This is a genomic window from Promicromonospora iranensis (genome assembly GCF_028994775.1).
GTDB classification, from domain to species: Bacteria; Actinomycetota; Actinomycetes; order Actinomycetales; family Cellulomonadaceae; genus Promicromonospora; species Promicromonospora iranensis_A.
This window is the reverse complement of the sequence record NZ_JAJQMN010000003.1, coordinates 139,961-164,078: the sequence shown is the minus strand read 5'-3', so window position 1 is coordinate 164,078 and position 24,118 is coordinate 139,961. Positions and strand designations below refer to the sequence as shown.

Here is a 24,118-nt window from a genome sequence, read left to right as displayed (position 1 = left end):
GGTGATCCACCGCAGGCTGCTCCAGCTCGCCGGGACGGTGCGGGGCGCGATCCTCGCCCTGGCCGGCGTCGGACTGATCATGTCCGCGCTGCACGTGGCCTTCGCGCTCCTCGTCGGCCTCGTCGTCGCGGCGCTCGTCCGCGGCGACGGGGACGTCCGCGTGCCGCTGACGGCGCTCGCCGTGGTCGCGTTGGTGCGGGCGGCCGTGATCTGGGCGCGTGAGTCGCTGACCACCCGGATCGGCGTGTCGGTGCGCATCCGGCTGCGGAGCCGCCTGCTGGACAAGGTCGCTGCCGTCCCCGAGTCCGAGCGCCGCGCCGGGCGGACCGCCGCGACGGTGATCGACGGCGTCGACGGGCTGGACGCCTACTACACGCGTTACCTGCCGCAGCTCGTCGTCGTGCTCGTCGTCCCGGCGGCGGTCGTCGTGATCGTGGCGGCGCTCGCCCCGGCCGCGGGCGCCGTCCTCGCGGTCACCGCGGCCGTCGCGGTGCTGGCACCGCGGCTGTGGGACGCCCGCCTGCTGCGCAACGGCCGTGGCCGGTGGGAGGCCTTCACCCGGCTGTCCGGCGACTACGTCGAGGCGCTGCGGTCGATCCCGCTGCTGCGCGGCTTCGGTGCCGCGGAGCGGGTCGGGGCCGAGCTCGACGCCCGCGCCGAGGACCTGCGCGAGCGGACCATGTCGCAGCTTCGCGTGTCGCTGGTCGAGAGCGCCCTGAGCGCCCTCGCCGTCCACGTCGGTGTGGTCGCCGCGGTGCTCGTCTCGCTCGCCGCGGTCGCCACCGGCAGCACGACGGCGACGACCGCGGTGCTGGTGCTCATGCTCGCCCGCGAGTGCTTCCGCCCCGTGGCGGAGCTCGGGCAGCACTGGCACGCCGGCTACCTCGGGCTGACCGCCGTGGACGGGCTCGACGGGCTGCTGTCCGCGGAGCCGGCCGTGACCGGCGAGGGCTCGCGGACCGCACCCGCTGCCAGTGGTGCGTCGGTCGAGCTCCGCGACGTCGGCTACCGGTACCCCGGCGCGGAGACCGGCGTGAGCGGGATCGACCTCCGGATCGGGCCGGGGGAGACCGTGGCGGTCCTCGGGCCGTCGGGCGCGGGCAAGAGCACGCTCGCCCGGCTGCTCGAGCGCGGCGCCGACCCCGACCAGGGCTCCGTGCACATCGACGGGACGGACCTGCGCGGCTATGCCCTGAGCGCGCTGCGCCGGAGCGTCGTCGTGGTGCCGCAGGACCCCGTGCTGTTCGCGTGGAGCGTCCGCGAGAACCTGCGGCTCTACCGTCCCGGGGCCACCGACGCCGAGGTCGCGGCCGCCGCGGCTGCCGCTGACGCCCACGACCTGATCAGCGCCCTGCCCAGCGGTTACGACACGGTGCTCGCCGAGGACGGGGAGCAGCTCTCGGGCGGTCAGCGGCAGCGGATCGCCATCGCCCGCGCCCTGCTCGCCGAGGCCCCCGTGCTCGTGCTCGACGAGGTCACCTCGGCGCTCGACGCCGACACCGAACGCCGCGTCGTCGAGGGCATCTTCGGTCATGCCTCCGGGCGCACGACGATCGTGATCGCGCACCGGCTCACCGCGGCGGAACGGTGCACCCGCTGGGTCCGCATCGAGAGCGGTCGTGTCGCCGCGACGGGCGAGGGTCCGCCCACGGCGCTCGCCCAGCCGGCCGGAGCCGCGCGATGAGGCCGGTGCTCCGGCTCCTGCCGGTCATCGCCGTCCGCCGTCGCCTGTTCGTCGAGACCGTGGCGTGGAGCGTCGTCACCCAGGTCGCCGTCCTGACCATCACGCTCGGGCTGGCGCTGGTGGTCGGGCAGGTCGCGACGGGCGTCCCGGTCTCGCTCCCGGCGGTCTCGGCCGCCCTCGGTGCCGTCGCGGTGCTGGCGGCCGGGGCCGCCTGGCGGGAGTCCTGGGTCTCGCACGGCCTTGCCTACGGGCTCATCGGTATCTTGCGCGGCCGGGTCTTCGCGGCCCTGCGGCGGGCGCTGCCGTCGCGGCGGCAGCACCGCCGCACCGGCGAGCTGGTGACGACGGTCATGGGAGACATCGAGACGCTCGAGTGGCTGTACGCGCACACCGTCGCCCAGACGCTCAGCGCGGCGCTGGTCCTGGCGGTCAGCACGGTCGTCTCGCTCTCGATCACCCCGGTACTGCTGCTGGTCTGGGTGCCGCTGCTCGTCGTCGGCGTGGCCGTGCCCCTGATCACCGCCCGGGGCGCCCGGCGCAACGCCGAGGCGCTCTCGGCCGGTGCGGCGCAGGTGCGCTCGGAGCTGCTCGACACGATCCGCGGCATGCGTGAGCTGACCGGGGCGGACGCGCTGGACGCCCAGCTCGACCGGATCACCGACGACACCCGCGCCCACGCCGTCGTCCAGCAGCGTGAGGCGGGCCGGCTCGGCGTCGAGCGCGGCATCGCCGACGCCATGTTCGCCCTCGCCGCCGTCGGTGCGATAGCGGTCGCCCTGCAGGGCTCCGCTGCCGTCGAGGCCGCGGCGGTGCCGCTCGCGATCACCGTCGCCGTGGCCGGGCTCGGTCCGGCCGCGCAGATCGCCGAGCTGCTGCGCAACGCCGGGACGCTGCGCGAGTCCGCCGCGCGGATCCTCCGCGCGCTGGACGAGCCGCCGGCGATCGATCCCGGGGCCGTGGCCCCGGGATCGATCGCCGCCCACCCCGGCGAGGCGGGACTCGTCTTCGACGGCGTGCACTTCTCCTACGACGGCGCCCGGCCGGTGCTCGACGGGTTCGACCTGCGGGTGCGCCCGGGCGAGATCGTCGCCCTCACCGGCCCGTCGGGCGCCGGGAAGACGACCGCCGCCCGGCTCGCGCTCAGGCTCTGGGACCCGGACGGCGGGAGCATCCGTCTCGACGGCGTGGACCTGCGCGCGCTGCCGGACGACCGGCTGCGCGAGCTCGTCGCCGTCGTCCCGCAGTCCTCCCCGCTGCTGCACGGGACGATCCGGAGCAACATCCTGCTCGGCCGGCCGGATGCTCCGGCGGACGACGTGCTGCGCGCCGCGCGCGCCGGGGGACTCGACCGTCCCGACGTCGGCCTGCCGCTCGGGCTGGACACCCCGGTCGGTGAGCACGGCGCGGGCCTGTCCGGCGGGCAGCGGGCCCGGGTCGCGATCGCCCGGGCGCTCCTGCGCACGCCGCGGGTCCTCGTGCTCGACGAGGCGACGGCGTCCCTGGACCACGAGGCGGACACCGCGATCCTCGACCTGCTGAACGGCAACCGTGACTGCGCCATCCTGCTGATCGCGCACAGGCCGGCCACCATCGCCCGGGCCGATCGGTGTGTCAGGCTGACGCCGGCGGCACCCCGAGCCGCCGTCCGCCGGAGCGAAGGAGAAGGATGACCGTCGAGGCCCGGAGACCGGCGTGGCTCACGTGGACCGTCCGGGCCGTCGCGGCCGGTGGTGTCGCCGTCGTGGTGTGGGCCTGCGTGACCGCCTGGGGAGCCGTGGTCCACGGGCACCCCGCGTACGCGGTGCTGCTGGGGCTGACGGTGCTGGGCTGCGCGCTCGTGCTGGGGCGCAGCGTCCGGGCACGCCCCGCCCGTCACGGATGGCGCGCGGTGCTCGATGTCGTCCTCGTCCTCGCGGGGATCGGCTGGGTCGCCGCCCTGGCCTGGTGCCGACCGTACGCTGCCGTCGAACCGGCGTTGTCCGCGCTGGTCTCGGACGCGGAGGTCACCGTCACCGAGTTCGCGACACGCGTCGAACTCGCCCCGGCGGGGGACGTGGACGGGAGTGCGGGCGGGACCGCGGTCTTCTTCCAGCCCGGCGCCAAGGTGGATGCGCGGGCCTACGCCGCGGTCCTGCGACCGCTGGCCGAGGCGGGGCACCCGGTGGTGATCGCCAAGCAGCCGCTCGGTATCGCCTTCCTCGCGACCGGGGCCTTCGACGGCGCGCGCGCTCAGCTCCCCGATGCCGAGAGGTGGGTGCTGGGCGGGCACTCGCTCGGCGGTGTGGTGGCGTCGACGGCGGCGGACGACGAGGACGGTGGCGCCGCGCCCGTCGTCGGGCTGCTCCTGTACGCCTCCTACCCGGCAGGCGACGTCAGCGCGTCGCTCACTGCCGAGGTGGAGTCGATATCAGCCTCCCGGGACGGGCTTTCGACGCCGGACGACATCGAGGCTTCGCGCGCGAACCTGCCGGAGGGCAGCACGTTCACGGTGGTGGACGGGGCCGTGCACGCCTTCTTCGCCGACTACGGCCCGCAACCGGGCGACGGGACGCCGACGATCTCCCACGACGAAGCGCGGACGCAGATCTCGGCCGTGAGCACGCGGTTCGTCGACTCCTTGAGCCTTTTCGGGGGCCGGTCATGACCGCGGTGCACGGGGACGAGCGGCTCGCCGCGCGGACCCAGGAGCTCCTCGGCCCTCGGCACCTGGTCACGGCGGCCGCCGTCGTCGGCCCGGACGGAGTGACGGTGGCCAGCCGTGGCGCCGACCTCCACGCGGACTTCGAGATCGGGTCCATCTCGAAGGGGATCACCGGGCTGCTGTACGTGGACGCGCTGGAGCGTGGAGAGATCACGCACGACACCCGGCTGGGCGAGCTGCTGCCGCTCGGTGACCCCCCGGCCGCTGAGGTGACGCTGGACGCGCTCAGCCGACACCGGTCGGGCCTGCCCCGGCTGCCCGGCTCGGCACAGCCGCTGCGCCGGACCCTCGCCCTCTGGCGGCACGGCACCAACCCCTACGGCGAGGACCTGGAGCAGCTCCTGGCCCAGGCCCGGAGCGCGCGTGTGGGCCGACCTCGGCCGCGCTACTCCAACCTCGGGTTCGAGCTGCTCGGTCACGCGGTCGCCGGAGCGGCGGGAACGACCTATGCCGACCTGGTTCACCAGCGCATCGCCCGCCCGCTGGCGCTGGACACCCTCTACGTGCCGGCGACCGCCGACCAGCTCTCCTCGAACGCGGTCACGGGCACGAACCGGCACGGCCGGCCCCAGCAGGCCTGGACCGGCGAGGCGGTGGGCCCCGCAGGCGGCATCCGGGCCTCGATCCAGGACATGGCTCGCCTGCTGGCCGCCCTGCTCGACGGCTCGGCGCCCGGCAGCGGCGCCCTGGACGCGACCAGCCGGTTCGGCGGGGGTGTCCACATCGGTGCGGCCTGGATCACGATCACCGTCCGCGGGCGCTCGGTCACCTGGCACAACGGAGGCACCGGTGGGTTCCGCTCCTGGATCGGCCTCGACCGTGCGGCCGGAGCCGGCGTCGTCGTGCTGTCCGCCACGTCGACGCCGGTCGACCGGCAAGGATTCGGGCTGCTGACGGAGGCGTCCCAGGCGCGCGAGGCCGGCTGACCCAGGCCGGTGCGGAACGGCCCTCAGGAGCGGCGCCTGCTGCGGGGCCCCGTCGGAGGAAGCACCGCGCCCGGCGTTTTGCCCGCTAGTCAGGGCGTTCGTCGTCCTACGATGCCCGGCATGCCCTCTGCCGCCCTGCCCGGCCTGTCGTTCACTGCCATCGACTTCGAGACAGCGAACCCGAAGCGGGCCTCGGTCTGTGCTGTCGGGGTCGTCAAGGTCCGGGACGGCGTCGTCGTGGACGCGCTCGAGACGCTGGTCCAGCCGCCGCCGGGGCACGAGTCGTTCGGCAGCTTCAACGTGCGGGTCCACGGGATCACCGAGTGGGACGTGGTCGGCGCGCCGACGTGGGACGTCGTCTACCCGAAGCTCGCCGAGTTCGTGGACGGCGACACGCTCGTGGCGCACAACGCCTCCTTCGACCGCTCCGTGCTGACGCAGGCGAGCGAGGTGTACGGCTTCGCCGTGCCGCGGTCGCCGTGGCTGTGCACGCGGGACACGGCGCGGTCGGTGCTGGACCTCGCGTCGTACAAGCTGCCCGACGTCTCCCGTGCGCTGAACATCGCCGCGCACGACCATCACGACGCCGGGGCGGACGCGCGGCAGTGCGCGCTGGTGCTCGTCGAGCTGTGCCGCCGGCTGGGCCCGAACGGGGTGGGCCTGCTGGGGCAGCACGTCAGGACGTGGTGAGCCCACGGCGCGGCGCGCGTCGCTCAGTCGAGCGCGGCGCGCAGCCGCTCCGCGTAGGCGCGGCGGCGCTCGACGGGGAGCCAGTCGGGTTCCGGGAGCGTGCCGTAGAGGTCGTCGCCCGGGTAGCGGGGAAAGAGGTGCTGGTGGAAGTGCCAGACATCCTGGTTACCGGCGGGCTCGTTGTGCTGGCGGGTGGAGACGCCTGCGCAGTCGTAGGCGGCACGCATCGCTCGGGCGAGCAGCTGGGTGACGTCGAAGATCGCGTGACCGTCGGCAGCGGGGAGGTCGTACAGGTTCTCGTGATGAGCGACGGGGATGATCAGCAGGTGGCCCGCGTTCCGCGGCCACCAGCGAGGGGCGATGATCGCGAAGACCCGCTCGTCGCGATAGACGACCTCGGCCTCCTGCTCGGCCGAGAGGTCGCAGAATGGGCAGCGGTAGCCGGCCGGTTCGTGGTTGTGCACGAGTCTCCTACGATCCGACGGTCGACGGCCGTCCGACGAGGCCGTCGAGCACCGGCGGTTGGTAGCTGGGTCCCTTGAGCACCTTGCCGTCGGCTCGGCGCACGATCTGGCCGTCGTCGTCGATCTTGCTCATGTTGGACCGGTGGACCTCCACGAACACGGCCGGAAGGTCGATCCCGAGGGCGTCGGCGGCGCCGTAGGTCACGTAGAGAACATCGGCCAGTTCCTTGGCGACCGCCTGGTAGGCGGCGACCGGGTCGTCGCCGTCCCGCAGTGCGCCGGCGAGGTCGGTGAGCGCCTCGGCGGCCTCCTCGGCTTCCTCGGTCAGCAACATCCGCCGGTTCTCCGCCAGCTCGGGGCGTTCGGTCTGGGCCTCGCCGCCGAACATCTCGCGGAACTCAGCGACCCGTCGCATGGGCTCATGATCCATGCCCTGACCCTAAGCGCGATGGGTGCGTGACGAGGGCTTCTACCGGGCGCGATCATCCGGCCGTGGTGGGCGGGATATAGCCAGGGTGCCCCTGGCCTGCGAGGCCGCGCCCAGACGTTACGGAGTCGTCCATACCGGGCAGGATGCGAGGGCGTCGGGCGAGCTCTCCTCAGGCGAACGCCGTGAACCAGAGTGCCGCGATGCCGCCCAGCAGCACTGCCATCACCGCGATGCCCAGTCCGCCGACGCCGGCCACGGTGCCGACGAACGCTACGGAGGAAAGAACCGCGGCCAACCCGGCCCCGATGGTCAGAACCTTGACGCGCCCCGCCTTGACCGTGTGAGCCGAGCCGAGGGACATAGCCCACAGGCCCAGCCCAAGAGCAAGGGTCTGGAAGAGGGGGAGGCCGCCCACCAGACCCACGGTGAGCACTGCGACGGCCGCCCCCGCGAATCCGAGGAAGGCGTAGGTCGCCAACCGCTCCGGACGGCCCACGACGTGCCGGTCGCGGCTGAGCAGCAGGACAGTGTTCATCAACGGCTCGAGGCTCCAACCGAGCACCACGTACGCGACCACGAGCCCGATGAGCGCGGTGGCCCACATCTGGTCCTCGAACGGTCGCAGCAGGCGGATCAGGATCAGCGGTAGGAAGACCATCCCCAGCCGCAGGGCCTTCGGCTGCGACTGCAACCACATGCTGTAGCGCAGCAGGAGGCCGTAGAGCGGGTTGCGCGACTTGAGCGAGAAAGCCAGCCCCTCGCGGGCACCGGAGTCCGTGGGCGAGAGGCGCAGCGCGGTCCGGTGCGCCTGGACAGCGGGCGCGCCGCCGCCACGGCGCAGCGCCAGCAGGCCCTGGACGCGGTGCGCGACGACGTTCTCCGGGTCCAGGCGCAAGGCCTCGCGCACTGCGGCGTCCGCCTCCCCGAACCGCTTCGTGTCGTACAGCGCGGCGGCCTGCACCGCCACGGCGTCGGAGTCCTCGGGGTGGAGCGAGCGTGCCCGCGCGACGCTCACCAGTGCCTCGGCGGGCAGGTCCTGGGCCAGCAGCACGCGGGCCTCCTGGACGTGCAGCCCGGCGAAGTGCGGGGCCAGTGCGAGGGCTCGTCGGACGGCCTCGCGCGCTTCGGCCAGGCGATCCAGCCCAGCGAGAGACGCCGAGAGGATCGAGTAGGCCATCACGTTCTCCGGGGCCGCACCTACGGCCGCGCGGCTGACGTCGTACGCCTCCTGGTGCCGGTCCTGCTGGAGGAGCGCATGTGCCAGGTGGGTCAGGAGGTCCGGGTCGTCCGGGGTCGCGGCCAGCGCGGCGCGGAACTGCTGCTCCGCCTCCCGGCCACGGCCGAGCTCGAGCAATGCCAGGCCTCGTCGCTCTGCGGCAACTGCAGTCTCGTTCATTCCCACCCCAGCACACAGGTCGTGGCTCGGGTTCGAGCACGAATCAGGCACACCGTAGAGGTCAGGGCATGACCGGTCAAAGCCGTCCAAATCGATCCGGTACCGTTCGGCGAATGACGCATCCGGTGATCGACGCCCTGCTCGTCGCGCTGACCGCAGATCCCGCCAATCACGCGGTGCGAGCACATGTCGCGAGACTGTTCGCGGAGGCCGGCCGCCCGGACGAGGCGCTCACGCACGCCACCGCGGTGCTCGCCGCTGTTCCGGATCATGTCGAGGCGCTGCGCACCGCGGCCGACGCCGCACGGGCGCTCGGCGACGAGACGAAGGCGGCGTCCTACGGCCGCCTCGCCGACGCGCTCACTCCGGTGAACCCGCCGGCCACCCCGGCCGACACAGAGGCAACGCCATCCCCAGCCGCGCTCGCGGACGGACCGCACGCGGCCGCAGCTGCCATCCCGGACACCGCTGACGAGATCCTCGAACAGTGGTCAGGCAGCGAGCCCGTCGCAGAGCCCGCCCTCGGCAGGCTCGGGCAGGCGGGCGTCACGCTCGCGGACGTCGGTGGCCTCGCCGGCGTGAAGAAGCGCCTCGACCTGTCGTTCCTCACGCCGCTGCGCAACCCGGAGCTGAGCAAGGAGTTCGGCAAGTCGCTCCGTGGCGGGCTCCTGCTGTGGGGGCCGCCCGGGTGCGGCAAGACGTTCATCGCCCGGGCACTCGCGGGCGAGCTCGGAGCGAGCTTCTACGAGATCGGCCTGAGCGACGTCCTCGACATGTGGATCGGCAGCAGCGAACGCAACCTGCGCGACATCTTCGACACGGCCCGGCAGAACCGGCCGTGCGTCCTGTTCTTCGACGAGATGGACGCCCTCGGCCAGAAGCGGTCGAACCTCCGTGGCGGCGGCTCGGCCATGCGAGGGGTCGTGAACCAGATGCTGTCCGAGCTGGACGGCGCGAGCACGGAGAACGACGGGCTCTTCGTGCTCGGTGCGAGCAACCACCCGTGGGACATCGACTCGGCGCTGCTCCGGCCGGGGCGGTTCGACCGGACCGTGCTGGTGCTGCCGCCGGACGTCGAGGGCCGCGAGGCGATCCTGCGACTGCACCTGCGCGGCCGTCCTGCTGAGCGGCTCGATCTCGCGAAGATCGCGCGGGCGACGGACGGCTTGTCCGGCGCTGACCTCGCGCTGGTGTGCGAGCAGGCGACGGAGACGGCGATGGAGGAGTCGATGGCATCGGGCCGGGTGGTGCCGATCACGCAGCGACAGCTGCTGGAGTCGGCGAGGTCCGTGCGGCCGAGCATCGGAGAGTGGATGGAGACCGCCAAGAACTACGCGCTGTACGGCAACGAGGCCGGCGCGTACGACGAGCTCGCGGCATACCTGAAGAAGCGCCGTCGCTGACAAGGCCGCGAGGCGCTGGTGCGGTGGAAGGGAGCATGGCGGGGTGACCAGCAACTACTTCCAGCGCGTGCAGTGGCATCACGAGAGCGGCGACGACCCCGTCGTCCTATGGGCTCATGTCGTCGATGGCTGGGAAGTGCGGAAGGTCGACGAGTTCGCCGATGGGCGACTGGAGTGGGCAGGCGAGGAGCAAGAGTCAGGCGGTACGTGGCTGAGCGAGGTGCCCATGCCGTCGACCGGAGAGGTCGGCGGCGACCCGCAGTTCACCGTTGAGATCGTTGACGAGCGCGCGTTCGAGCGGGTGTGGGAGCAGGCCCGCGGCGGTTCGTGAGCAGCTTCGTGGACCGGTGCGACGCAGGCGCCGTGCGATCGAGGCCGTGCTCTTAGAGAGCACGTGACCTCGTCCACAGATCCTCCGCCGCACTTCCCGGTCTGAACCCGAAGTGTTCGAGCATCGCGGTGGCTTCGGGGAAGTTGGCCGCGATCGCGTCAGGGGTGTGGGCGTCGCTGCCGATGGTGACTGCCTTGCCGCCTTCCTCGGCCCACCACTGTGGGATCCACGGCCAGAGGCGACGCGTGTTCATCTCGAGGGCTCGTCCGCCCTCGGCGATCGACCCCATCGCTGCCCTGAATGCCTCCTCGAAGGGGCGCGGATCGAACGGCCCGACAGTCGCCGTTGGCCATTGGCGTATCGCGTAGTCGATGTGCGTGAAGACCTCGAACACCTCCGACCCGCGCACCATGACGGGGATCTCGTCCAGATAGCCATGCATCACTGCGGCCGGATCGTGCTCACGAAAGAGCATGTTCGGTTCTGCGGCGCCCTCACCGAGGTCGACGGTATGCAGCGAGCCGAGCACTCTGTCGATCAGCCCCAGGTCGACGATCTCCGCTGCTTGAGCGCCGAACAGGTGCGGCTGGCCGAACTCCACACCGGTGTGTATGCGGAGATCGGGGAAGGCATGACGCAGGCGATCGATGGCACCGAGATAGCCTCCCGCGTCGAACGGGGCGAAGTCGACGCGGCCGGACCTGTTGATGAAGTCCTGCTGGTGCGGCATCAGGTCTTCGGGCTCTGCGCGCCACGTGTCGGGGATGTCGAGGTGTTCGGTGAAGTAGATCGCCGGCAGCCCGATCCTGACGGCCTGGGCGCAGGTCGCCTGCATCCGTCCGACGGCGTGCGACCGCGGGCCGCCGGTGTCCCACGACCACTCGCTGTGAACGTGGCTGTCAGCGGGCAGCGTCATGCGAGGTCTCGCTCTGCACCCGGTCCATGGCAGCGAGCGTACCGACGCGAGCGCACACCTACGCCGGGACCCCCATCCGCAGTCCGGCACCAGCCACGGCTACTCGCCCCCGGCCCGCGACCGCGAGGGTCCGCTCGTCGGGCGTGATGAACACCGACTCGCCGGCACGCAGTACCGCTTCGCCGTCCTGCCCGGTCACGTGGACCTCACCGTCCAGCGCCAGCGCGATCGCCGGGCCCGACAGGTCGACGCGAGCGCGGCCGGCGTCGGACGCGGTCACGACGGCGAGTGCGAAGTCCGGCAGGCCCGCGTCGAAGAGCGCCGTCCCGGGCACGGCCCGCAGCGGGGCGAGATACGGGTCGGTGGTGACTCGGAACGCCGCCAGGCGTTGCAGCTCGTGCACGTCGACGTGCTTGTCGGTGAGCCCGGCTCGCACCACGTTGTCCGACGCCGCCATGACCTCGATCGCGACGCCCCGTAGGTACGCGTGCACGGTGCCCGGCGGGAGATAGACGGCCTCGCCGGGCCGGAGCATCACGTGGTTCAGGAGCAGCGCCACGAGAACCCCGGCGTCGCCCGGCCGCCCGACCGCGAGGTCCGCGAGGGTGTCGAGCTCGCGGTCGAGGCCATGCCCGCGAGGCGCCTTGCGCGCGGCCTCCGCCACGACCGGCACCAGGGAGCGCGCAGCCCCGTCGCCCGCGAGGAACCCACCGACCAGACGCCGCAGCACAGGCTCCGGGTCGACGCCGGGGCCCGCGGCCCGGTCCAGCGTGTGCCCGAGGTCGCCGAGCCGGTCCGCGCCCGCCAGCCGCCCGGCGTGCGCCGTCGCCGCCAGCTCCGCGACGAGCTGCCGGGTGGCCTCGAGCGGGCGGAACCCGACGAGCGCCTCGAACGGCCCGTCGATCGCCAGGGCCAGCTCGGGCTTGTGCCGGGAGTCCCGGTACACGCGGTCCGGACCGGTCAGCGGTACCCCGCGGCGGTTCTCGTCGTCGTACCCCTGGTGTGCCTGGACGGCGTCCGGGTGCACCTGGATCGAGAGCGGTGCCTCGGCCGCCACGACCTTCAGGAGGAACGGCAGCTCGTCCGACGTGCGTCCCGGTCCCAGGGCGCGGTCCGGATCGGCGGCGATCCACGCGTCGAGGGTCGCGTGGCCACCCGCCTGCGCCGGGTCGACGATCCGGCTCGGGCACAGCGGGTGCGCCCCGAGCCAGAGCTCGGCCTCGGGCCGCCCGCTGGGTGGACGCCCCGTGAGCCGGGCGATCGCCGTCCGCGATCCCCACGGGTAGTCGCGCGGCGTGTTCGTGACGCGCAGCAGCACCGCTACCTCGTCTCCGTGCCGCGCACGTAGGCCTTGACCGTGGCGTGGCGCGGCTGGTCGCCGAGGGGCCGCACGCGGTACCGGCCCGCGGCCGCGGGCACGATGAAGGTCTCGGCGTAGTGCACCACGAACGGCTCGAACGCGTCGTCCGGGCTCTCGACGACGGCCTCGGACCCCTCGACCAGGTTGAGCACGTTGACCGTGCCGCCGGTGTCGTGGTCCACCGGTCCGGTGAACCAGTGGCGGCGCACCTCGATGAACTCGAGCTCGTGCAGGCCGGTGCGCTCCTCGCGCCACCCGTCACCCTCCGCGACCGTCTCCACGCGGTCCACGAGGTGCTCGGTGGTCCACTCGGCGTCCCGGTCCCACTGGACGTTGGCCAGCGCGTGGTCCAGATGGATGGGCCGGGGCACGCCGTCGAGCCCGACGCGGCCCCAGTCCCACATCTTGAACGTGAAGATGTACGGGGTGGCGGAGATCTCCAGCACCATCGAGTCGGCACCCGAGCAGTGGACGGTCCCGGCGGGGATCAGGAAGTGGTCGTGCTTCTTGGCGGGGAACGAGTTGATGTACCGCTCGACCGGGAAGGGCGCCTCGCCCTGCTCCGCGCGCCGCAGGTCGGCGGTCATCTCCTCGCGGTCCGCCCCCGTCTTCGTCCCCAGGTAGACGACGGCGTCGTCGGTGGCGTCGAGCATGTAGTAGCTCTCGTCCTGCGTGTAGTGCATGCCGAAGGTGCGCTGGATGTAGTCGGTCAGGGGGTGCACCTGCAGGGAGAGGTTGCCGCCCTCCATGGTGTCCAGGAAGTCGAACCGGATCGGGAACTCGGCGCCGAACCGCGCGAACGTCCGCTCGCCCAGCAGCTCGACGGGCCGGGCCAGCACGGCGTCCATGGCGGGGATCTCGACGACCTCGTCACCCACCGCCAGCAGCAGGCTGTTCTCCTCGGGCACGCAGTCGAAGCACCAGGCGTAGTTCTCCTTGTCGTGGTCCAGGCCGCAGACCTCCTTCATCCACTGGCCGCCCCAGACGCCGGGGTCGAAGAACGGCACGACCCGGAACGGGCCCGACGTCGCGGTGGCCAGCCCCGCGCGGAAGGCGTCACCGGGGACGAGCTTGGCGTCGGCGACGGAGCCGTTGGCGTCCAGCAGGAAGTCGATGCGGTCGAAGAGCTGACGTTTGTGCTGGTCGGCGAGCCGCCACTCGACGAAGTACCCGCGCTTGAACTTGCGCAGCGGGTCCTCGGACCCGTTCGTGGCGCGCCAGTTCGCCAGGCCGGCCCGGTACCGCTGCTGGATCTCCCAGCGTGCGAGGTCGGCGAGCACGAGCGTGGCCGCCGGCGCGGGCACGAGCGAGGCGCCCCAGCCGACGAGGACCACCTGGCCGTCGGCGCCGGCGACCTGGCGGGCGACGTCGCCCAGGCGCTCCGGGTCGTAGAGCTCGTCGAGGGTGCGGTGCGACATGATGCCGAACACCCGGTCGTCGGTCAGGTTGTCGCCGATCAGGGCCTCGATGTCCTCGGGGCTGCGCGCGGCGGCCCGTTCGACGTCGATCACCGTCGCGGCGGGCAGGGCCCGCTCGAGCTCCTTGACGTACGCGTCGACGTCGCTCGCGGGGTAGGTGTCGATGACGATCGTCCCGCCGTCGGCGTGCTCGGCGAGCGCGGCCCAGACCCCGTCGCCGCGCCAGGCCGGGTGCGTTCCGGGCACCCGGACCACGGGAGCCTTGTCGTAGCGGTGCGGTGCGGCCGATGGGGGAATGCGCATGTGGCCCTCTCTACGGGTCGGACGAGCCAGGGCGGTGCGGACCGGAGTCGGCGGCTCGCCCTGGTAACGATACCAAGACTATGTCATCATCGGTTCGTGCCGTCCAGGCACGGGGCGGACGCACGGAGGCGGCCGCCGGGAAGGGAGCTGATGACGTCTCGTGAGCCCGCGCCGCCGGCGCCGATCGGGCCTGCGCCCACCCGGCCCCACGACCAGTAGGGAGACGGCGGGAGCCTCGTCGCCACGGCCGTGGACGTGGGCGGCACCCACGTCACGGCCGCCACCGTGGAGAGCGGCTGGGCGGTGCGGGACGAGTTCCGTGTACCGCTCGACTCGGCCGCACCCGCGGCCCAGGTGCTCGACGCCGTGGCGGACTGCGTGCGCCGGTCCCGCACCGCTGGGGCGGTCACCGTCGGGCCGGTCGCGATCGCGATCCCGGGGCCGTTCGACTACGAGCGGGGTATCGGCGACTTTCGCGGCGTCGACAAGTTCGCCGCGCTGCGGGGCGTCGACCTGCGGCGCGAGCTTGCCGCACGCCTGGGGCTGGAGCCCGCCGCGGTGCGCTTCGTGAATGACGCGGAGGCCTTCGGCCTGGGCGAATGGGCGGCCGGCGCCGGCGCGGGCGCGGCCCGGGTCGTGGCCGTCACGCTCGGGACCGGCGTGGGTTCGGCGTTCGTCGACCAGGGCCGCTGCGTCACGACCGGGCCGCTGGTCCCGGCCGACGGCAACATCCATGTCGTGCGGGTGGGCGGGCGGCCGCTGGAGGACGTCGTCTCGCGGCGCGCCCTGCGGCTCGCCTACCGGGCCGAGACGGGCCGGGACGTCGACGTCGTCGACATCGCCCACCGCGCGCGGGACGGGGACGGGGTGGCCGCCCGGGCGCTCGAGAGCGCCATGGGCTCCCTGGCGGGTGCGCTGGCGCCCTGGCTCGAGGCGTTCGCCCCGGAGCGGTTGGTCGTGGGCGGTTCCATGGCGGCGTCGTCGGACCTGCTCTTCCCGCCGCTGGCCGCCGGACTCGGGGCCGCGATGGCCCGCCCGCCCGCGGTGTGCGCGGGGGAGCTGCCGCGGGAGCGGGCGAGCCTGCTGGGCGCCGTGGTCGCGTCGCGAGCCGCCCAGAAGGGGCCTCTGGACGGCCTGGCGCGGTAGCGATACCACCTCCCGCCATCCGAAGTCGCCTCTGACAAGGCTCTGGCCTGCGGAGACGCTTGAAACACCCGCCGTCGAACTGCGGATTCGCCCCACGGCCTTGCCTGACACGCGTTGGTATCGATACCATTCCCACCATCATGCTCGCTGGCGCCGGAGCCAGCGACGAGACCAGGAGGTCCGAATGTCAGCGAAGACGCTGCCCCGAGCGATGGTCGACAGGCGAACGGTCCTGCGCCTCGGCGCGGGTCTCGGAGCCGCCGCCGTGCTGTCGTCGTGTGCTCGCGGCACCCTGACCCGGGCGGCGTCCGGGGCGGACGTGACGCTCACCAACGACAACCCCACCTGGGCGTCCGGGTTCGAGAGCATCGGCAAGGTGCTCCGCGAGCGCACCGGTCACGGCGTCTCCGTACGGGCGGTGCCCGACGTGAGCGGGTACCAGCAGCTCGTGCGCATGTCCGCGCGGACCGACTCGACCACCGACCTCGTGAAGTGGTGGAACGGCTACCGCCTGCGCGACATCGCCCGGTCCGGCATCTTCGCCGACCTGTCGACGGTCTGGGACGACGCCGAACGCCGTGGCTGGGTCTCCCCGGCGGCGCGCGAGAGCTTCAGCCACGACGGCCGCCCGTACGCCATCCCGCTCTACCAGTCCTACTACGCGATCTTCTACAGCAAGCCGGCCTTCGAACGCCTCGGCCTGACGGTGCCCAGCACCTGGGACGAGTTCATCGCCACGGCGGAGGCCCTGCGCGACGGCGGCGTCGTGCCCATCGGGAGCGGCGGCGCCACCACCTGGGAGTCGCTCATCTGGTTCCAGCAGCTCGTCAACGGCCTGGACCCCGAGTTCTACCGGGCGCTGACCGAGGGTGAGGCCTCCTACACCGACGACACCGCCCAGGAGGCCATGGCGCTCTGGACCGACATGTACGACCGCGGCCTGTTCTCGCCGCCGGACTTCGCGGTCCAGGAGGCACCGGGCCGGTTCGCGGAGGGCACCGTCGGCATGAACCTCTACGGCACCTGGCAGGCCGCCAGCTACGTGCAGGCCGGGCTCGACGAGGAGACGTTCGGGCTGTTCCTGCTCCCGGCGGTGAACCCCGGCGCGCCGGCGGCCGTCGTCACCGAGAGCGGGGCCCTCGCCGTGTCCGAGAACGGGCACAAGCGCTCCGAGGCGCTGGCCGTGGCCGGCGACTGGCTCAGCACCGACGCCCAGCAGGTCTGGGTCGACTTCCTGAACGACCTGTCCGCCAACACCGCGGCGCTGCCGCCGGTCCAGCCGGTGCGTGACCTCGCCCGCCAGGTGGAGGAGGCCAGGCCGATCCTGGCCACCCGCTACTGGGAGGCCTCCCCGCCCGCCCTCATCGAGGGCAACGTCCAGGAGCTGAGCGCGTTCATGGCGAACCCGACCGCGGCGAGCGCCCGCAGCACGCTGCAGCGCATGCAGGAACGGGCCGACGTCGAGTGGGAGATGTGGTCGCTGTGACGGGCCGTGCCGCCCCGTGGGCCGCCCGCACCTGGGCCGCCCTGTTCATCGCACCCGCCGTGGCGCTGGTCGGCGCCCTGCTCGTGCTGCCGTTCCTCTTCACCGTCTACCGCAGCTTCTTCAGCGACGACGGCCTGTCCCGCAGCTGGGTCGGCCTCGACAACTACGCGACGCTGGTCACCGACGAGTCGTTCCTGCGGTCCCTGCTGAACACCGGCATCTGGACGGTGGGCACGCTGCTGCTGCCGGTGCTGCTCGGGCTGGTCATCGCGGTCGCCACCAACAGCTCCGGCTGGGGCAGGTTCACCCGGTTCGCCGTCGTGCTGCCGTACGCGCTGTCCGGCTCGGTCACCGCGATCCTGTGGAACTTCATGCTGCAGACCGACGGCGGGGTCAACGAGATCCTCGGCCTCCTGGGGCTGTCGTCGCTGGAGCAGCCGTGGCTGCTCGAGTGGCCCACCAACACCTTCGCGATGATCCTGGCCACCACGTGGCAGGCGACCGGCGCGAACATGATCCTGTTCCTGGTCGGCCTGCAGGCCATCCCCACCGAGACCATCGAGGCGGGGCGGCTCGACGGCGCCGGCGGGTTCCGGCTGCTGCGCGAGGTGATCCTGCCCCAGCTGAAGCCCATCAGCATCGTCGTGATCGGCATCTCGCTGGTCGGCAGCCTCAAGACGTTCGACATCGTCTGGCTGCTCACCCGCGGCGGCCCGGGCACGGCCTCCGAGACGCTCGCCCTGACGATGTACCGGCAGACCTTCACCCTGAGCCGCTACGGGTACGGCGCCGCCGTCGCCGTCGTGCTCACCGTGATCGTGCTCGCCGCCTCCTGGATCTACCTGCGGCGCCAGCTGCGGTCCGACGACTGACCGCGCCCCGACGACTGAGAGAAGGCCTAGCGATGGCACGACGACTGCGCAACGCGCTCCTGGTGGCCGTGGCGCTGCTGTGGCTGCTGCCCACCTACCTCGTGGTGGTGAACGCCTTCACGGCGGCCGACGAGTACGTGGGACCCCGCTGGTGGTTCACCTCGTTCGCCCTGTTCGAGAACATCTCCACCGCATTCGCCACCGCCGACATCGGCCAGGCGATGTGGAACACCTTCCTGTACTCCGCCGGCTCCGCGTTCATCGCGGTGGTGGTGGCCGCCCTGGCCTCCTTCGCGGTGGTGGTCATGCCCGTGCGCCGACCGGTGCTCTGGTTCTGGCTGATCTACGCCGGCACCCTCCTGCCGCTGCAGGTCTTCCTGTCGCCGCTGTTCAACGCCTACGCCGTCACCTCCCTGTACGACACGCAGTACGGCATGGTCCTGATCTACGCGGCGCTCGCCGTGCCGTTCGCCTTCTTCGTGGTGCGCAACTACCTGACCACGGCACCGAAGGAGATGCGCGAGGCCGCGCAGCTCGACGGTGCCGGCTGGTTCACGATGTTCCTGCGCATCCACCTGCCGCTGGCCCGCGGCGCGATGGTCGCGGCGTTCCTCTTCCAGTTCCTCGCCACGTGGAACGACCTCCTCTTCGGCATCACGCTGTCCACCAGCCCCAACGTGCGCCCGCTCATGGCGGCGCTCGCGGAGCTCAACGGCCAGTACTCCGGCCTGGGCCCGCCGGTCATCCTCGCGGCCGGGCTGGTGGCGTCCATTCCTACGGTGGTGCTGTTCCTCTCCTTCCAGCGATTCTTCGTCAACGCGCTGCGGCTCACGCCGTAGCCCCCGGACCCCGCCGTTCCCACCTGCCATGCCCGATTTGACTGCCCGATGTGACTACCCGATGTGATCACCCGACGTGAGATTGGTGTCTTCCCGATGAGCCGTGCACTGGTCAAGGACCACCCCTGGTCGCTCGACAGAGCCCGTTCCGAGATGGTGGGCCGCGCCGTCGCGGCCGAGGCCGTGATCGGCGGACGGCGGGTCCGGGTGATCCCGGAGCCGCTCCTGCGCCGGGACACCGGGTCCGGCACGCTGCAGAGCGTCCGCCTCGAGGCCGACGGCGCGAACCCTGGCCGGGTCGTGCTGCGGACGCCGTCGGGCACGGCCGTGGAGCCCGCCACGCTGCCCGGGCCGGCGGGATCGGTGCGCGTGCTGCTGCCCGCTGTGAGCGAGGCGACCGACGTGAGCCTGGAGCTGCCCGACCTGGGCACGGACTCGATCACGTTCGAGCAGGTGCCGGTGCGCGAGTGGTCGATCCACCTGGTGCAGCACTCCCACTTCGACATCGGGTACACCGACCCGCAGGGCACGGTGCTGCGCAACCAGCTCGCGTTCCTCGACTCCTGCCTGGACCTGGCCCGTGCCACGCAGGACCGGCCCGAGGAGGGCCGGTTCCGCTGGTCGCTCGAGGCGCTGTGGCCGTTCGAGCAGTGGGTCCGGTCGCGCCCGGCGGCGCACGTCGAGGAGTTCATGGACCGCGTGCGGGACGGACAGCTCGAGCTCACCGCGCTGCCGTACAACCTGCACCTGGACACCTGCTCCACCGACGAGCTGCACGAGCTGCTGCGCCTGTCGCGCGACGTGCGCGAGCGGTACGGCATCGACATGCCGGTGGCCATGCAGACCGACGTGCCCGGCCAGCCCGTCGGCCTGCCCGACGCGCTCGCGCAGCAGGGCGTGCGGTACCTCTCCGTGGCGCACAACTGGGCGGGCCGCTCCGTGCCGCACCTCAACGGCGGCCAGCACCTGCCGCGGCTGTTCCGGTGGAGCGCGCCGTCCGGGCGCAGCGTGCTGGTGTGGATGACCGACAGCCCGCACGGGCTCGCGTACATGGAGGGCGCCAACCTCGGGTTCACGACGTCGTACGACCTGGTCGACGAGCTGCTGCCGGCCTACCTGACCGCGCTCGCCACCAACCCGTACCCCTACGCGCCCGGCGCCTTCGGCTGGCACGGGCCCGCCGTGACCGACCGCGAACCGTACCCCTGGGACGTGCTGCACCTGCGCGTGCTCGGACGGCACAGCGACAACGCGCCCGCGAGCATCATCCACGCCGACATCGTCCAGCGGTGGAACGAGACGTGGGCCTACCCGCAGCTGCGCACGTCGACCAACGCCGACTTCTTCCGCGCCGTCGAGGAGCGCGTCGGCGACGACGTGCCCACCCTGACCGGCGACTGGGGCGACTGGTGGGTCGAGGGCGTGGGCAGCGCCGCCCGCCCGCAGGCCATGACGCGCCAGGCGCAGGCCACGCTCGCCGACGCCCAGACGGTCAGCGGCATCGAGCGGCTGCTCGGCGGTGAGGGCGTGCCCGCGGAGACCGAGCGCTCCTCCGCCGTCTACTCCTCGATCTCCCTGTTCAACGAGCACACCTGGGGGGCCTCGGACCCGTGGACGCACGCCGACTCCGGGCGGCTGTCCGGCAGCGAGCAGTGGCACTGGAAGTACGGCCGGGCGCTCGCGGCCCGCGACGACGCCGACCTGTTCCTCGACCACGCCTCCGCCCGCCTCGGCGCGCTGCTGCGTGAGGAGCCCGGCGCCGACAGCACGTACCACGCCGTCAACACCGCCGGCTTCGCCCGCACCACCACCGTCTCCCTCTTCGTCCGGGAGAGCCGGGTACCGCTCGACGAGCCCGTGCTGGTCCGCGACGGTCGCACCGGAGACACCCTGCCGAGCGTGACCGTGCCGCAGACCAACCCCGAGAACCGTGCCGCGGGGCGCTTCGTGCGTGTGCACGTGCCCGACGTCCCGGCGCTCGGCTCCGTGCGGCTGACCGTGCACCGGACCGGAGCGGCCGAGTCGCCCGCGCCGTCCGCACCCGCGGCGGCGGACCCGCTGGTCCTCGAGAACGAGCACCTGCGCGTCCGGGTCGACCTGGAGCGCAGCTGCGTGGCGTCGATCCTCGACAAGGCGACGGGCCGGGAGATCGTCGACCAGGACGCCGTCGTCGGCATGAACGGCTACGTCTACGACACGTACACCACGGCGGGCGGGTACAACCACCAGTCCAACAAGACCTCCGTCTCCGCCGAGCTCGAGCTGCTCGGCAGCCGCACCACGGCGGGGCCGGGCCACGTCGTGGAGCGCGTCAGCACCCCGATCGAGGAACGCCTGACCTACCGGTACGCGGCCGACGGCGTGCACCACGTGCTGGTCACGCTCGTGCTGCCCCGCGACGCCGCCCGTCTGGAGGTGGAGAACCGGCTCGCCAAGCCCGCCACCATGACCAAGGAGAGCGCCTTCCTGGCCTTCCCCTTCGCCGTGCCCGCGCCGCGCGTGCGCTACGAGATCACCGGCGGCCTCACCGGCCCCGACCTGCCGCAGGTGCCGGGCGCTCCCCAACACATGCGGGCCGTGCGCGACTGGGTGTCCTTCGACGACGACGAGCTCGCGATCGCCTGGGTCACGGCCGACGCGCCGCTGGTGCACCCGGAGGTCATCTCCCTGCCCTACGCCCCGTTCCCCGAGAGCATGACGCCGCGCCAGCCCGCCACCGTCTACTCGTGGGTGCACAACAACGTCTGGGACACCAACTTCCCTTCCGAGCAGGGCTTCGAGACGTCGTTCCGCTACGCCGTCGGGCTGCGCCGCGCGGGGGAGAGCATCAGCCCCGCCGCCCTGGCGGCACGGACGGCCGCCGAGCTGACCCGCCCCGTCCTCGGGGTGCTCGCCACGGCGCGGCCCGGCACACCCGCCGGGGCCGCCGCGGCCGAGCACGCCGAACGGTCCCTGCTGCAGCTCGACGACGACCGGGTGCGGCTCGTGGCCGTGACCGCCACCGGCACCGACGGCGAGAACCTCGTCCGGCTCCAGTCCTACGCCGAGGAGCCCGTGGTCGTCCGGCTGCGCCCCGGTTTCGACGTCACCGAGGCCGCGACGGCCACCTACCTGGGCGACCGCGTCGACCAGCTCACGGTGACCGCCGACGGCATCGCCGTGCCGATCGAACCGCAGGGCACGACGGCCGTGCTCCTGACCACCCGCTGAACGGGCCATTCGGCCCCAGACCACCGGTCCACAACCACGAAGGAGTGCGCTGTGCCTGAACCTCGTCTGCCCTTCTCCCTGCCTGTCTCTCTGCCCGTCTCCCTGCCCACGACCCAGCCCCTGTCCCGCCGCACGTTCACCGCCGGCCTCGGCGGCGTCGGGCTGGCCGTGCTCGCGGCCCCGCTGCTGGCCACGCCGGCGACGGCGAACCCCGCCGCCGACCCGTGGCGCCGTCGTGCGCTCGACGGCTACGCCGCCCTCCAGCGGCACCTGTACCTGCCCGACACCGGCCTGTACAACGAAGGCCTGGACCCCGAGCCGGGGGAGAACCAGTACTCCTACGTCTGGCCGCTGCGCGAGGCCACGGCCGCCACCGTGAACGTCGACCGGCTCCCCGGGTCCGGACGCCGCTTCACCGATGACGTCGCCGACCGCTTCGCAGGCCTCGAGCGGTACTGGGAAGCGGATCGGGGCGCGTACGCGTCCTACCCGCCCGCCCCGCTCGGCGGCGGCGGAGACCCGTTCTTCGACGACAACGCCGTGATCGGCCTCGAGCTCGTGCGCCGCTACCGCATGACCGGCGAACCCGAGCTGCTGCGCCGGGCCCGGCGGGTCTTCGAGTTCCTGCCCCGTGCCTGGGACACCGACCCCGACGTCGAGCACCCCGGCGGCATGCACTGGGTCGAGGCCGACTGGAACCCCTACCGGGGCGCGGCCAACGTGACCAGCCTCGCCTCCGAGCTGGCCGTCCACCTCTACGAGGAGACCGGCGAGACGCAGTACCTCGACTGGGCCCGGCGCACCTACGACTGGGTCCGCGTCGCCCTGAGCCGCGGCGACGGCCTCTACGCCAACGGCATCCTGCTCGACGGCACCGTCGAGGAGACCCTCTGGACCTACAACTCCGGATCGATGGTCGGCGCGGCGGCCCTGCTCCACCGCGCCACGGGGGAGCAGCGGTACCTCGACCTCGCGACGGCGGACGCGGCCGGCGCCGTCGACCACTGGCTGCGCGGCGACCGGCTCTACGACCAGCCCGTGGTGTTCAACGCCATCATGTTCGCGAACTTGCTGCTGTTCGAGTCGATCGCGGGCGCTCGCAGGTCCGCCGTCGTCGACGGTATGAGCCGGTACGCCGAACGCATCTGGACGGAGAACCGGGACGAGGCCTCAGGCCTGTTCCGGTTCCAGTCCGGCGGCGGGGGAGCGCCCGCCCCGGACGCAAAGCCCCAGACCCTGCACCAGTCCGGCGCGATCCAGGTGTTCGCGCTGCTCGCCTGGCGCAAGCAGGACTACGGCGACGCCGCCTGAGCGGGCCCGGCCGGCTGAGCCGGTTCGGCCGGTTACGCCGGCTGAGCCGGTTCGGCGCCGGGCAGGCGCTCCTCCGACCGACGGCGGGTGCGGATCGACGTCGGCAGCTCGATCGTCCGGGTCGGCCGGTCGGGGCGCTTGCCCTGCAGCCGCACGAGCAGCAGCTCCGCCGCCGTGCGGCCCAGCTCGCGCGCGTCGTGCGTGACCACGGAGAGGTCGCCCGGCACGAGTTCCTCCAGGTCGAAGGTGTCGAAGCTCGCGAGCCGCACCCGGGCGAACAGGTCGGTCCCGCGCACGGCCGAGGCGGCGTGCAGGGCCTTGATGGCACCGACCATGTTTCGGTTGTTGGCGCCGAAGATCGCCGTGGGCGGCTCGTCGAGGGCGAGCAGCTCCCGGGCGGCGGTCTCGGCGGAGTGGATGTCCTGCTGTCCGCGCCGGACCAGCTCGGGCAGCACGGGGACGCCCGCCGCGGCGTGCGCGCGCTCGAACCCCTCGTAGCGTCGCTGCCCGGTGAAGACGGAGACCGCGTTGCCGACGAACGCGATACGCCGGTGCCCTTCCTCCAGCAGCAGGGCGGTGACCCGCTCCGCGCCTCGCACGTCGTCCACGATGACGGCGTCGACGTCCACGCCGTCCTGCCGCCGTGAGGCGAAGACCAGGGGCACACCGTGCCGCTGTTCCGGCCGCAGATGCTCCGACGGGCCGCCGGCGGGCACCACGATGAGCCCCTCCGTCTGGCGGCCGACGAAGTCCGCGATGAGCCGTGCCTCCTCCTCGGGATCCTCGTGCGAGGTGCCGAAGACGACCCGCCGGTTCGCCTCGCTCAGGATCTCGCCGATCCCCTCGAGCACCTCGGCGTAGTACGGGTTCGCCAGGTTGGTCACCACCACGCCGACCAGACCGCTGCGGTGGCCGGGCCGCAGGCTCCGCGCGTTCTCGTTGCGGCGGTAGCCCAGGGCGCGCACGGAGGTCTCCACCTTGCGGCGCATCGTGGCACTGACGTTCTGGCCGCCCGAGAGCACACGCGAGACCGTCATCGGGCTGACGCCGGCGTGCCGCGCTACGTCGCTGATGGTGGGGACGGTGCGCGGCTCCTTCGCCCGTTCCTCGCTGCCCGGCTCAGCCATAGTCAGAACCTATGGCACATGCCCGGTTCGGGCGAACTGCCGGGTGGGACGGGGGACGCCGTCGGGCGGACGCGGTGGTCGTCATCGGACCACACCTGCGACGGC

20 protein-coding genes are annotated in these 24,118 nt (G+C 72.7%); 13 read left to right on the top strand and 7 right to left on the bottom strand.

Translation table 11 applies throughout. The features are described from left to right. Window position 1 precedes the first annotated feature (1 nt). The 5 genes from LUU90_RS06115 (at window position 2) to LUU90_RS06095 (ending at window position 6,001) form a co-directional block, all read left to right on the top strand. Window positions 2–1,684: an ABC transporter ATP-binding protein/permease gene (locus tag LUU90_RS06115; RefSeq protein WP_275002446.1), complete on the top strand. Its 1,683-nt coding sequence runs from the start codon at window positions 2–4 to the stop codon at window positions 1,682–1,684. After that, window positions 1,681–3,354: an ABC transporter ATP-binding protein gene (locus LUU90_RS06110; RefSeq protein ID WP_275002445.1), complete on the top strand. Its 1,674-nt coding sequence runs from the start codon at window positions 1,681–1,683 to the stop codon at window positions 3,352–3,354. Before LUU90_RS06115 ends, LUU90_RS06110 begins: the two co-directional genes overlap by 4 nt. After that, window positions 3,351–4,328 carry an alpha/beta hydrolase gene (locus LUU90_RS06105; protein WP_275002443.1) on the top strand — a complete coding sequence of 326 codons (978 nt, stop codon included), beginning with the start codon at window positions 3,351–3,353 and terminating at the stop codon, window positions 4,326–4,328. Before LUU90_RS06110 ends, LUU90_RS06105 begins: the two co-directional genes overlap by 4 nt. Continuing rightward, window positions 4,325–5,311, top strand: a complete 987-nt coding sequence (locus LUU90_RS06100) for a serine hydrolase domain-containing protein (RefSeq protein ID WP_275002442.1) — start codon at window positions 4,325–4,327, stop codon at window positions 5,309–5,311. Before LUU90_RS06105 ends, LUU90_RS06100 begins: the two co-directional genes overlap by 4 nt. Window positions 5,312–5,431: 120 nt before the next feature. Continuing rightward, complete coding sequence (locus LUU90_RS06095) at window positions 5,432–6,001, top strand: exonuclease domain-containing protein (RefSeq protein ID WP_275002441.1); 570 nt, start codon at window positions 5,432–5,434, stop codon at window positions 5,999–6,001. A gap of 23 nt (window positions 6,002–6,024) precedes the next feature. Here LUU90_RS06095 and LUU90_RS06090 read toward each other — a convergent pair whose 3' ends face one another. The 3 genes from LUU90_RS06090 to LUU90_RS06080 all read right to left on the bottom strand — a co-directional run bounded on the left by LUU90_RS06090 (window position 6,025) and on the right by LUU90_RS06080 (window position 8,291). Beyond that, window positions 6,025–6,465 (bottom strand): HIT family protein, encoded by a 441-nt coding sequence (locus LUU90_RS06090; protein ID WP_275002440.1) that lies wholly within the window; start codon window positions 6,463–6,465, stop codon window positions 6,025–6,027. A gap of 7 nt (window positions 6,466–6,472) precedes the next feature. Then, window positions 6,473–6,895: a MazG nucleotide pyrophosphohydrolase domain-containing protein gene (locus LUU90_RS06085; RefSeq protein WP_275002439.1), complete on the bottom strand. Its 423-nt coding sequence runs from the start codon at window positions 6,893–6,895 to the stop codon at window positions 6,473–6,475. A gap of 169 nt (window positions 6,896–7,064) precedes the next feature. Further along, window positions 7,065–8,291 carry a tetratricopeptide repeat protein gene (locus LUU90_RS06080; protein ID WP_275002438.1) on the bottom strand — a complete coding sequence of 409 codons (1,227 nt, stop codon included), beginning with the start codon at window positions 8,289–8,291 and terminating at the stop codon, window positions 7,065–7,067. A 113-nt stretch (window positions 8,292–8,404) separates the two neighbouring features. Between LUU90_RS06080 and LUU90_RS06075 the strand changes: the two genes are divergently transcribed. Together LUU90_RS06075 and LUU90_RS06070 are read left to right on the top strand one after the other, a co-directional pair. Next, a complete protein-coding gene (locus tag LUU90_RS06075; protein ID WP_275002436.1) occupies window positions 8,405–9,694 on the top strand; it encodes an AAA family ATPase in 1,290 nt (429 codons plus the stop codon). A gap of 43 nt (window positions 9,695–9,737) precedes the next feature. Further along, the gene (locus tag LUU90_RS06070; RefSeq protein WP_275002434.1) at window positions 9,738–10,025 is read left to right on the top strand and encodes a DUF6881 domain-containing protein; all 288 of its coding nucleotides are present in this window, start codon (window positions 9,738–9,740) and stop codon (window positions 10,023–10,025) included. Window positions 10,026–10,077: 52 nt separating this feature from the next. Here the strand turns inward: LUU90_RS06070 and LUU90_RS06065 are convergent, their stop codons facing one another. The 3 genes from LUU90_RS06065 to LUU90_RS06055 are packed head-to-tail and all read right to left on the bottom strand — an operon-like array spanning window position 10,078 to window position 14,022. Further along, on the bottom strand, window positions 10,078–10,941 hold the full coding sequence (locus tag LUU90_RS06065) for a PHP domain-containing protein (RefSeq protein ID WP_275002432.1): 864 nt from the start codon (window positions 10,939–10,941) through the stop codon (window positions 10,078–10,080). Between the two features lie 58 nt (window positions 10,942–10,999). Beyond that, the gene (locus LUU90_RS06060) at window positions 11,000–12,259 is read right to left on the bottom strand and encodes a type I phosphomannose isomerase catalytic subunit (protein WP_275002431.1); all 1,260 of its coding nucleotides are present in this window, start codon (window positions 12,257–12,259) and stop codon (window positions 11,000–11,002) included. 2 nt (window positions 12,260–12,261) lie between these two features. Continuing rightward, window positions 12,262–14,022, bottom strand: a complete 1,761-nt coding sequence (locus tag LUU90_RS06055) for a class I mannose-6-phosphate isomerase (RefSeq protein WP_275002430.1) — start codon at window positions 14,020–14,022, stop codon at window positions 12,262–12,264. A 255-nt stretch (window positions 14,023–14,277) separates the two neighbouring features. Between LUU90_RS06055 and LUU90_RS06050 the strand changes: the two genes are divergently transcribed. The 6 genes from LUU90_RS06050 (at window position 14,278) to LUU90_RS06025 (ending at window position 22,886) form a co-directional block, all read left to right on the top strand. Beyond that, the gene (locus LUU90_RS06050; protein ID WP_275002429.1) at window positions 14,278–15,168 is read left to right on the top strand and encodes an ROK family protein; all 891 of its coding nucleotides are present in this window, start codon (window positions 14,278–14,280) and stop codon (window positions 15,166–15,168) included. 184 nt (window positions 15,169–15,352) lie between these two features. Beyond that, complete coding sequence (locus tag LUU90_RS06045) at window positions 15,353–16,654, top strand: ABC transporter substrate-binding protein (protein WP_275002428.1); 1,302 nt, start codon at window positions 15,353–15,355, stop codon at window positions 16,652–16,654. Further along, window positions 16,642–17,526, top strand: coding sequence for a carbohydrate ABC transporter permease (locus LUU90_RS06040; protein ID WP_275002427.1), 885 nt, complete (start codon window positions 16,642–16,644; stop codon window positions 17,524–17,526). The genes LUU90_RS06045 and LUU90_RS06040 overlap by 13 nt, the downstream gene beginning before the upstream one ends. Before the next feature lie 32 nt (window positions 17,527–17,558). Continuing rightward, window positions 17,559–18,365, top strand: a complete 807-nt coding sequence (locus LUU90_RS06035) for a carbohydrate ABC transporter permease (RefSeq protein ID WP_275002426.1) — start codon at window positions 17,559–17,561, stop codon at window positions 18,363–18,365. A gap of 96 nt (window positions 18,366–18,461) precedes the next feature. Further along, window positions 18,462–21,575 (top strand): glycoside hydrolase family 38 C-terminal domain-containing protein, encoded by a 3,114-nt coding sequence (locus tag LUU90_RS06030; RefSeq protein ID WP_275002425.1) that lies wholly within the window; start codon window positions 18,462–18,464, stop codon window positions 21,573–21,575. Between the two features lie 51 nt (window positions 21,576–21,626). Further along, on the top strand, window positions 21,627–22,886 hold the full coding sequence (locus tag LUU90_RS06025; RefSeq protein WP_275002424.1) for a glycoside hydrolase family 76 protein: 1,260 nt from the start codon (window positions 21,627–21,629) through the stop codon (window positions 22,884–22,886). A 32-nt stretch (window positions 22,887–22,918) separates the two neighbouring features. Here the strand turns inward: LUU90_RS06025 and LUU90_RS06020 are convergent, their stop codons facing one another. Then, window positions 22,919–24,013 (bottom strand): LacI family DNA-binding transcriptional regulator, encoded by a 1,095-nt coding sequence (locus LUU90_RS06020; protein WP_275002423.1) that lies wholly within the window; start codon window positions 24,011–24,013, stop codon window positions 22,919–22,921. Between the last annotated feature and the right edge of the window lie 105 nt (window positions 24,014–24,118).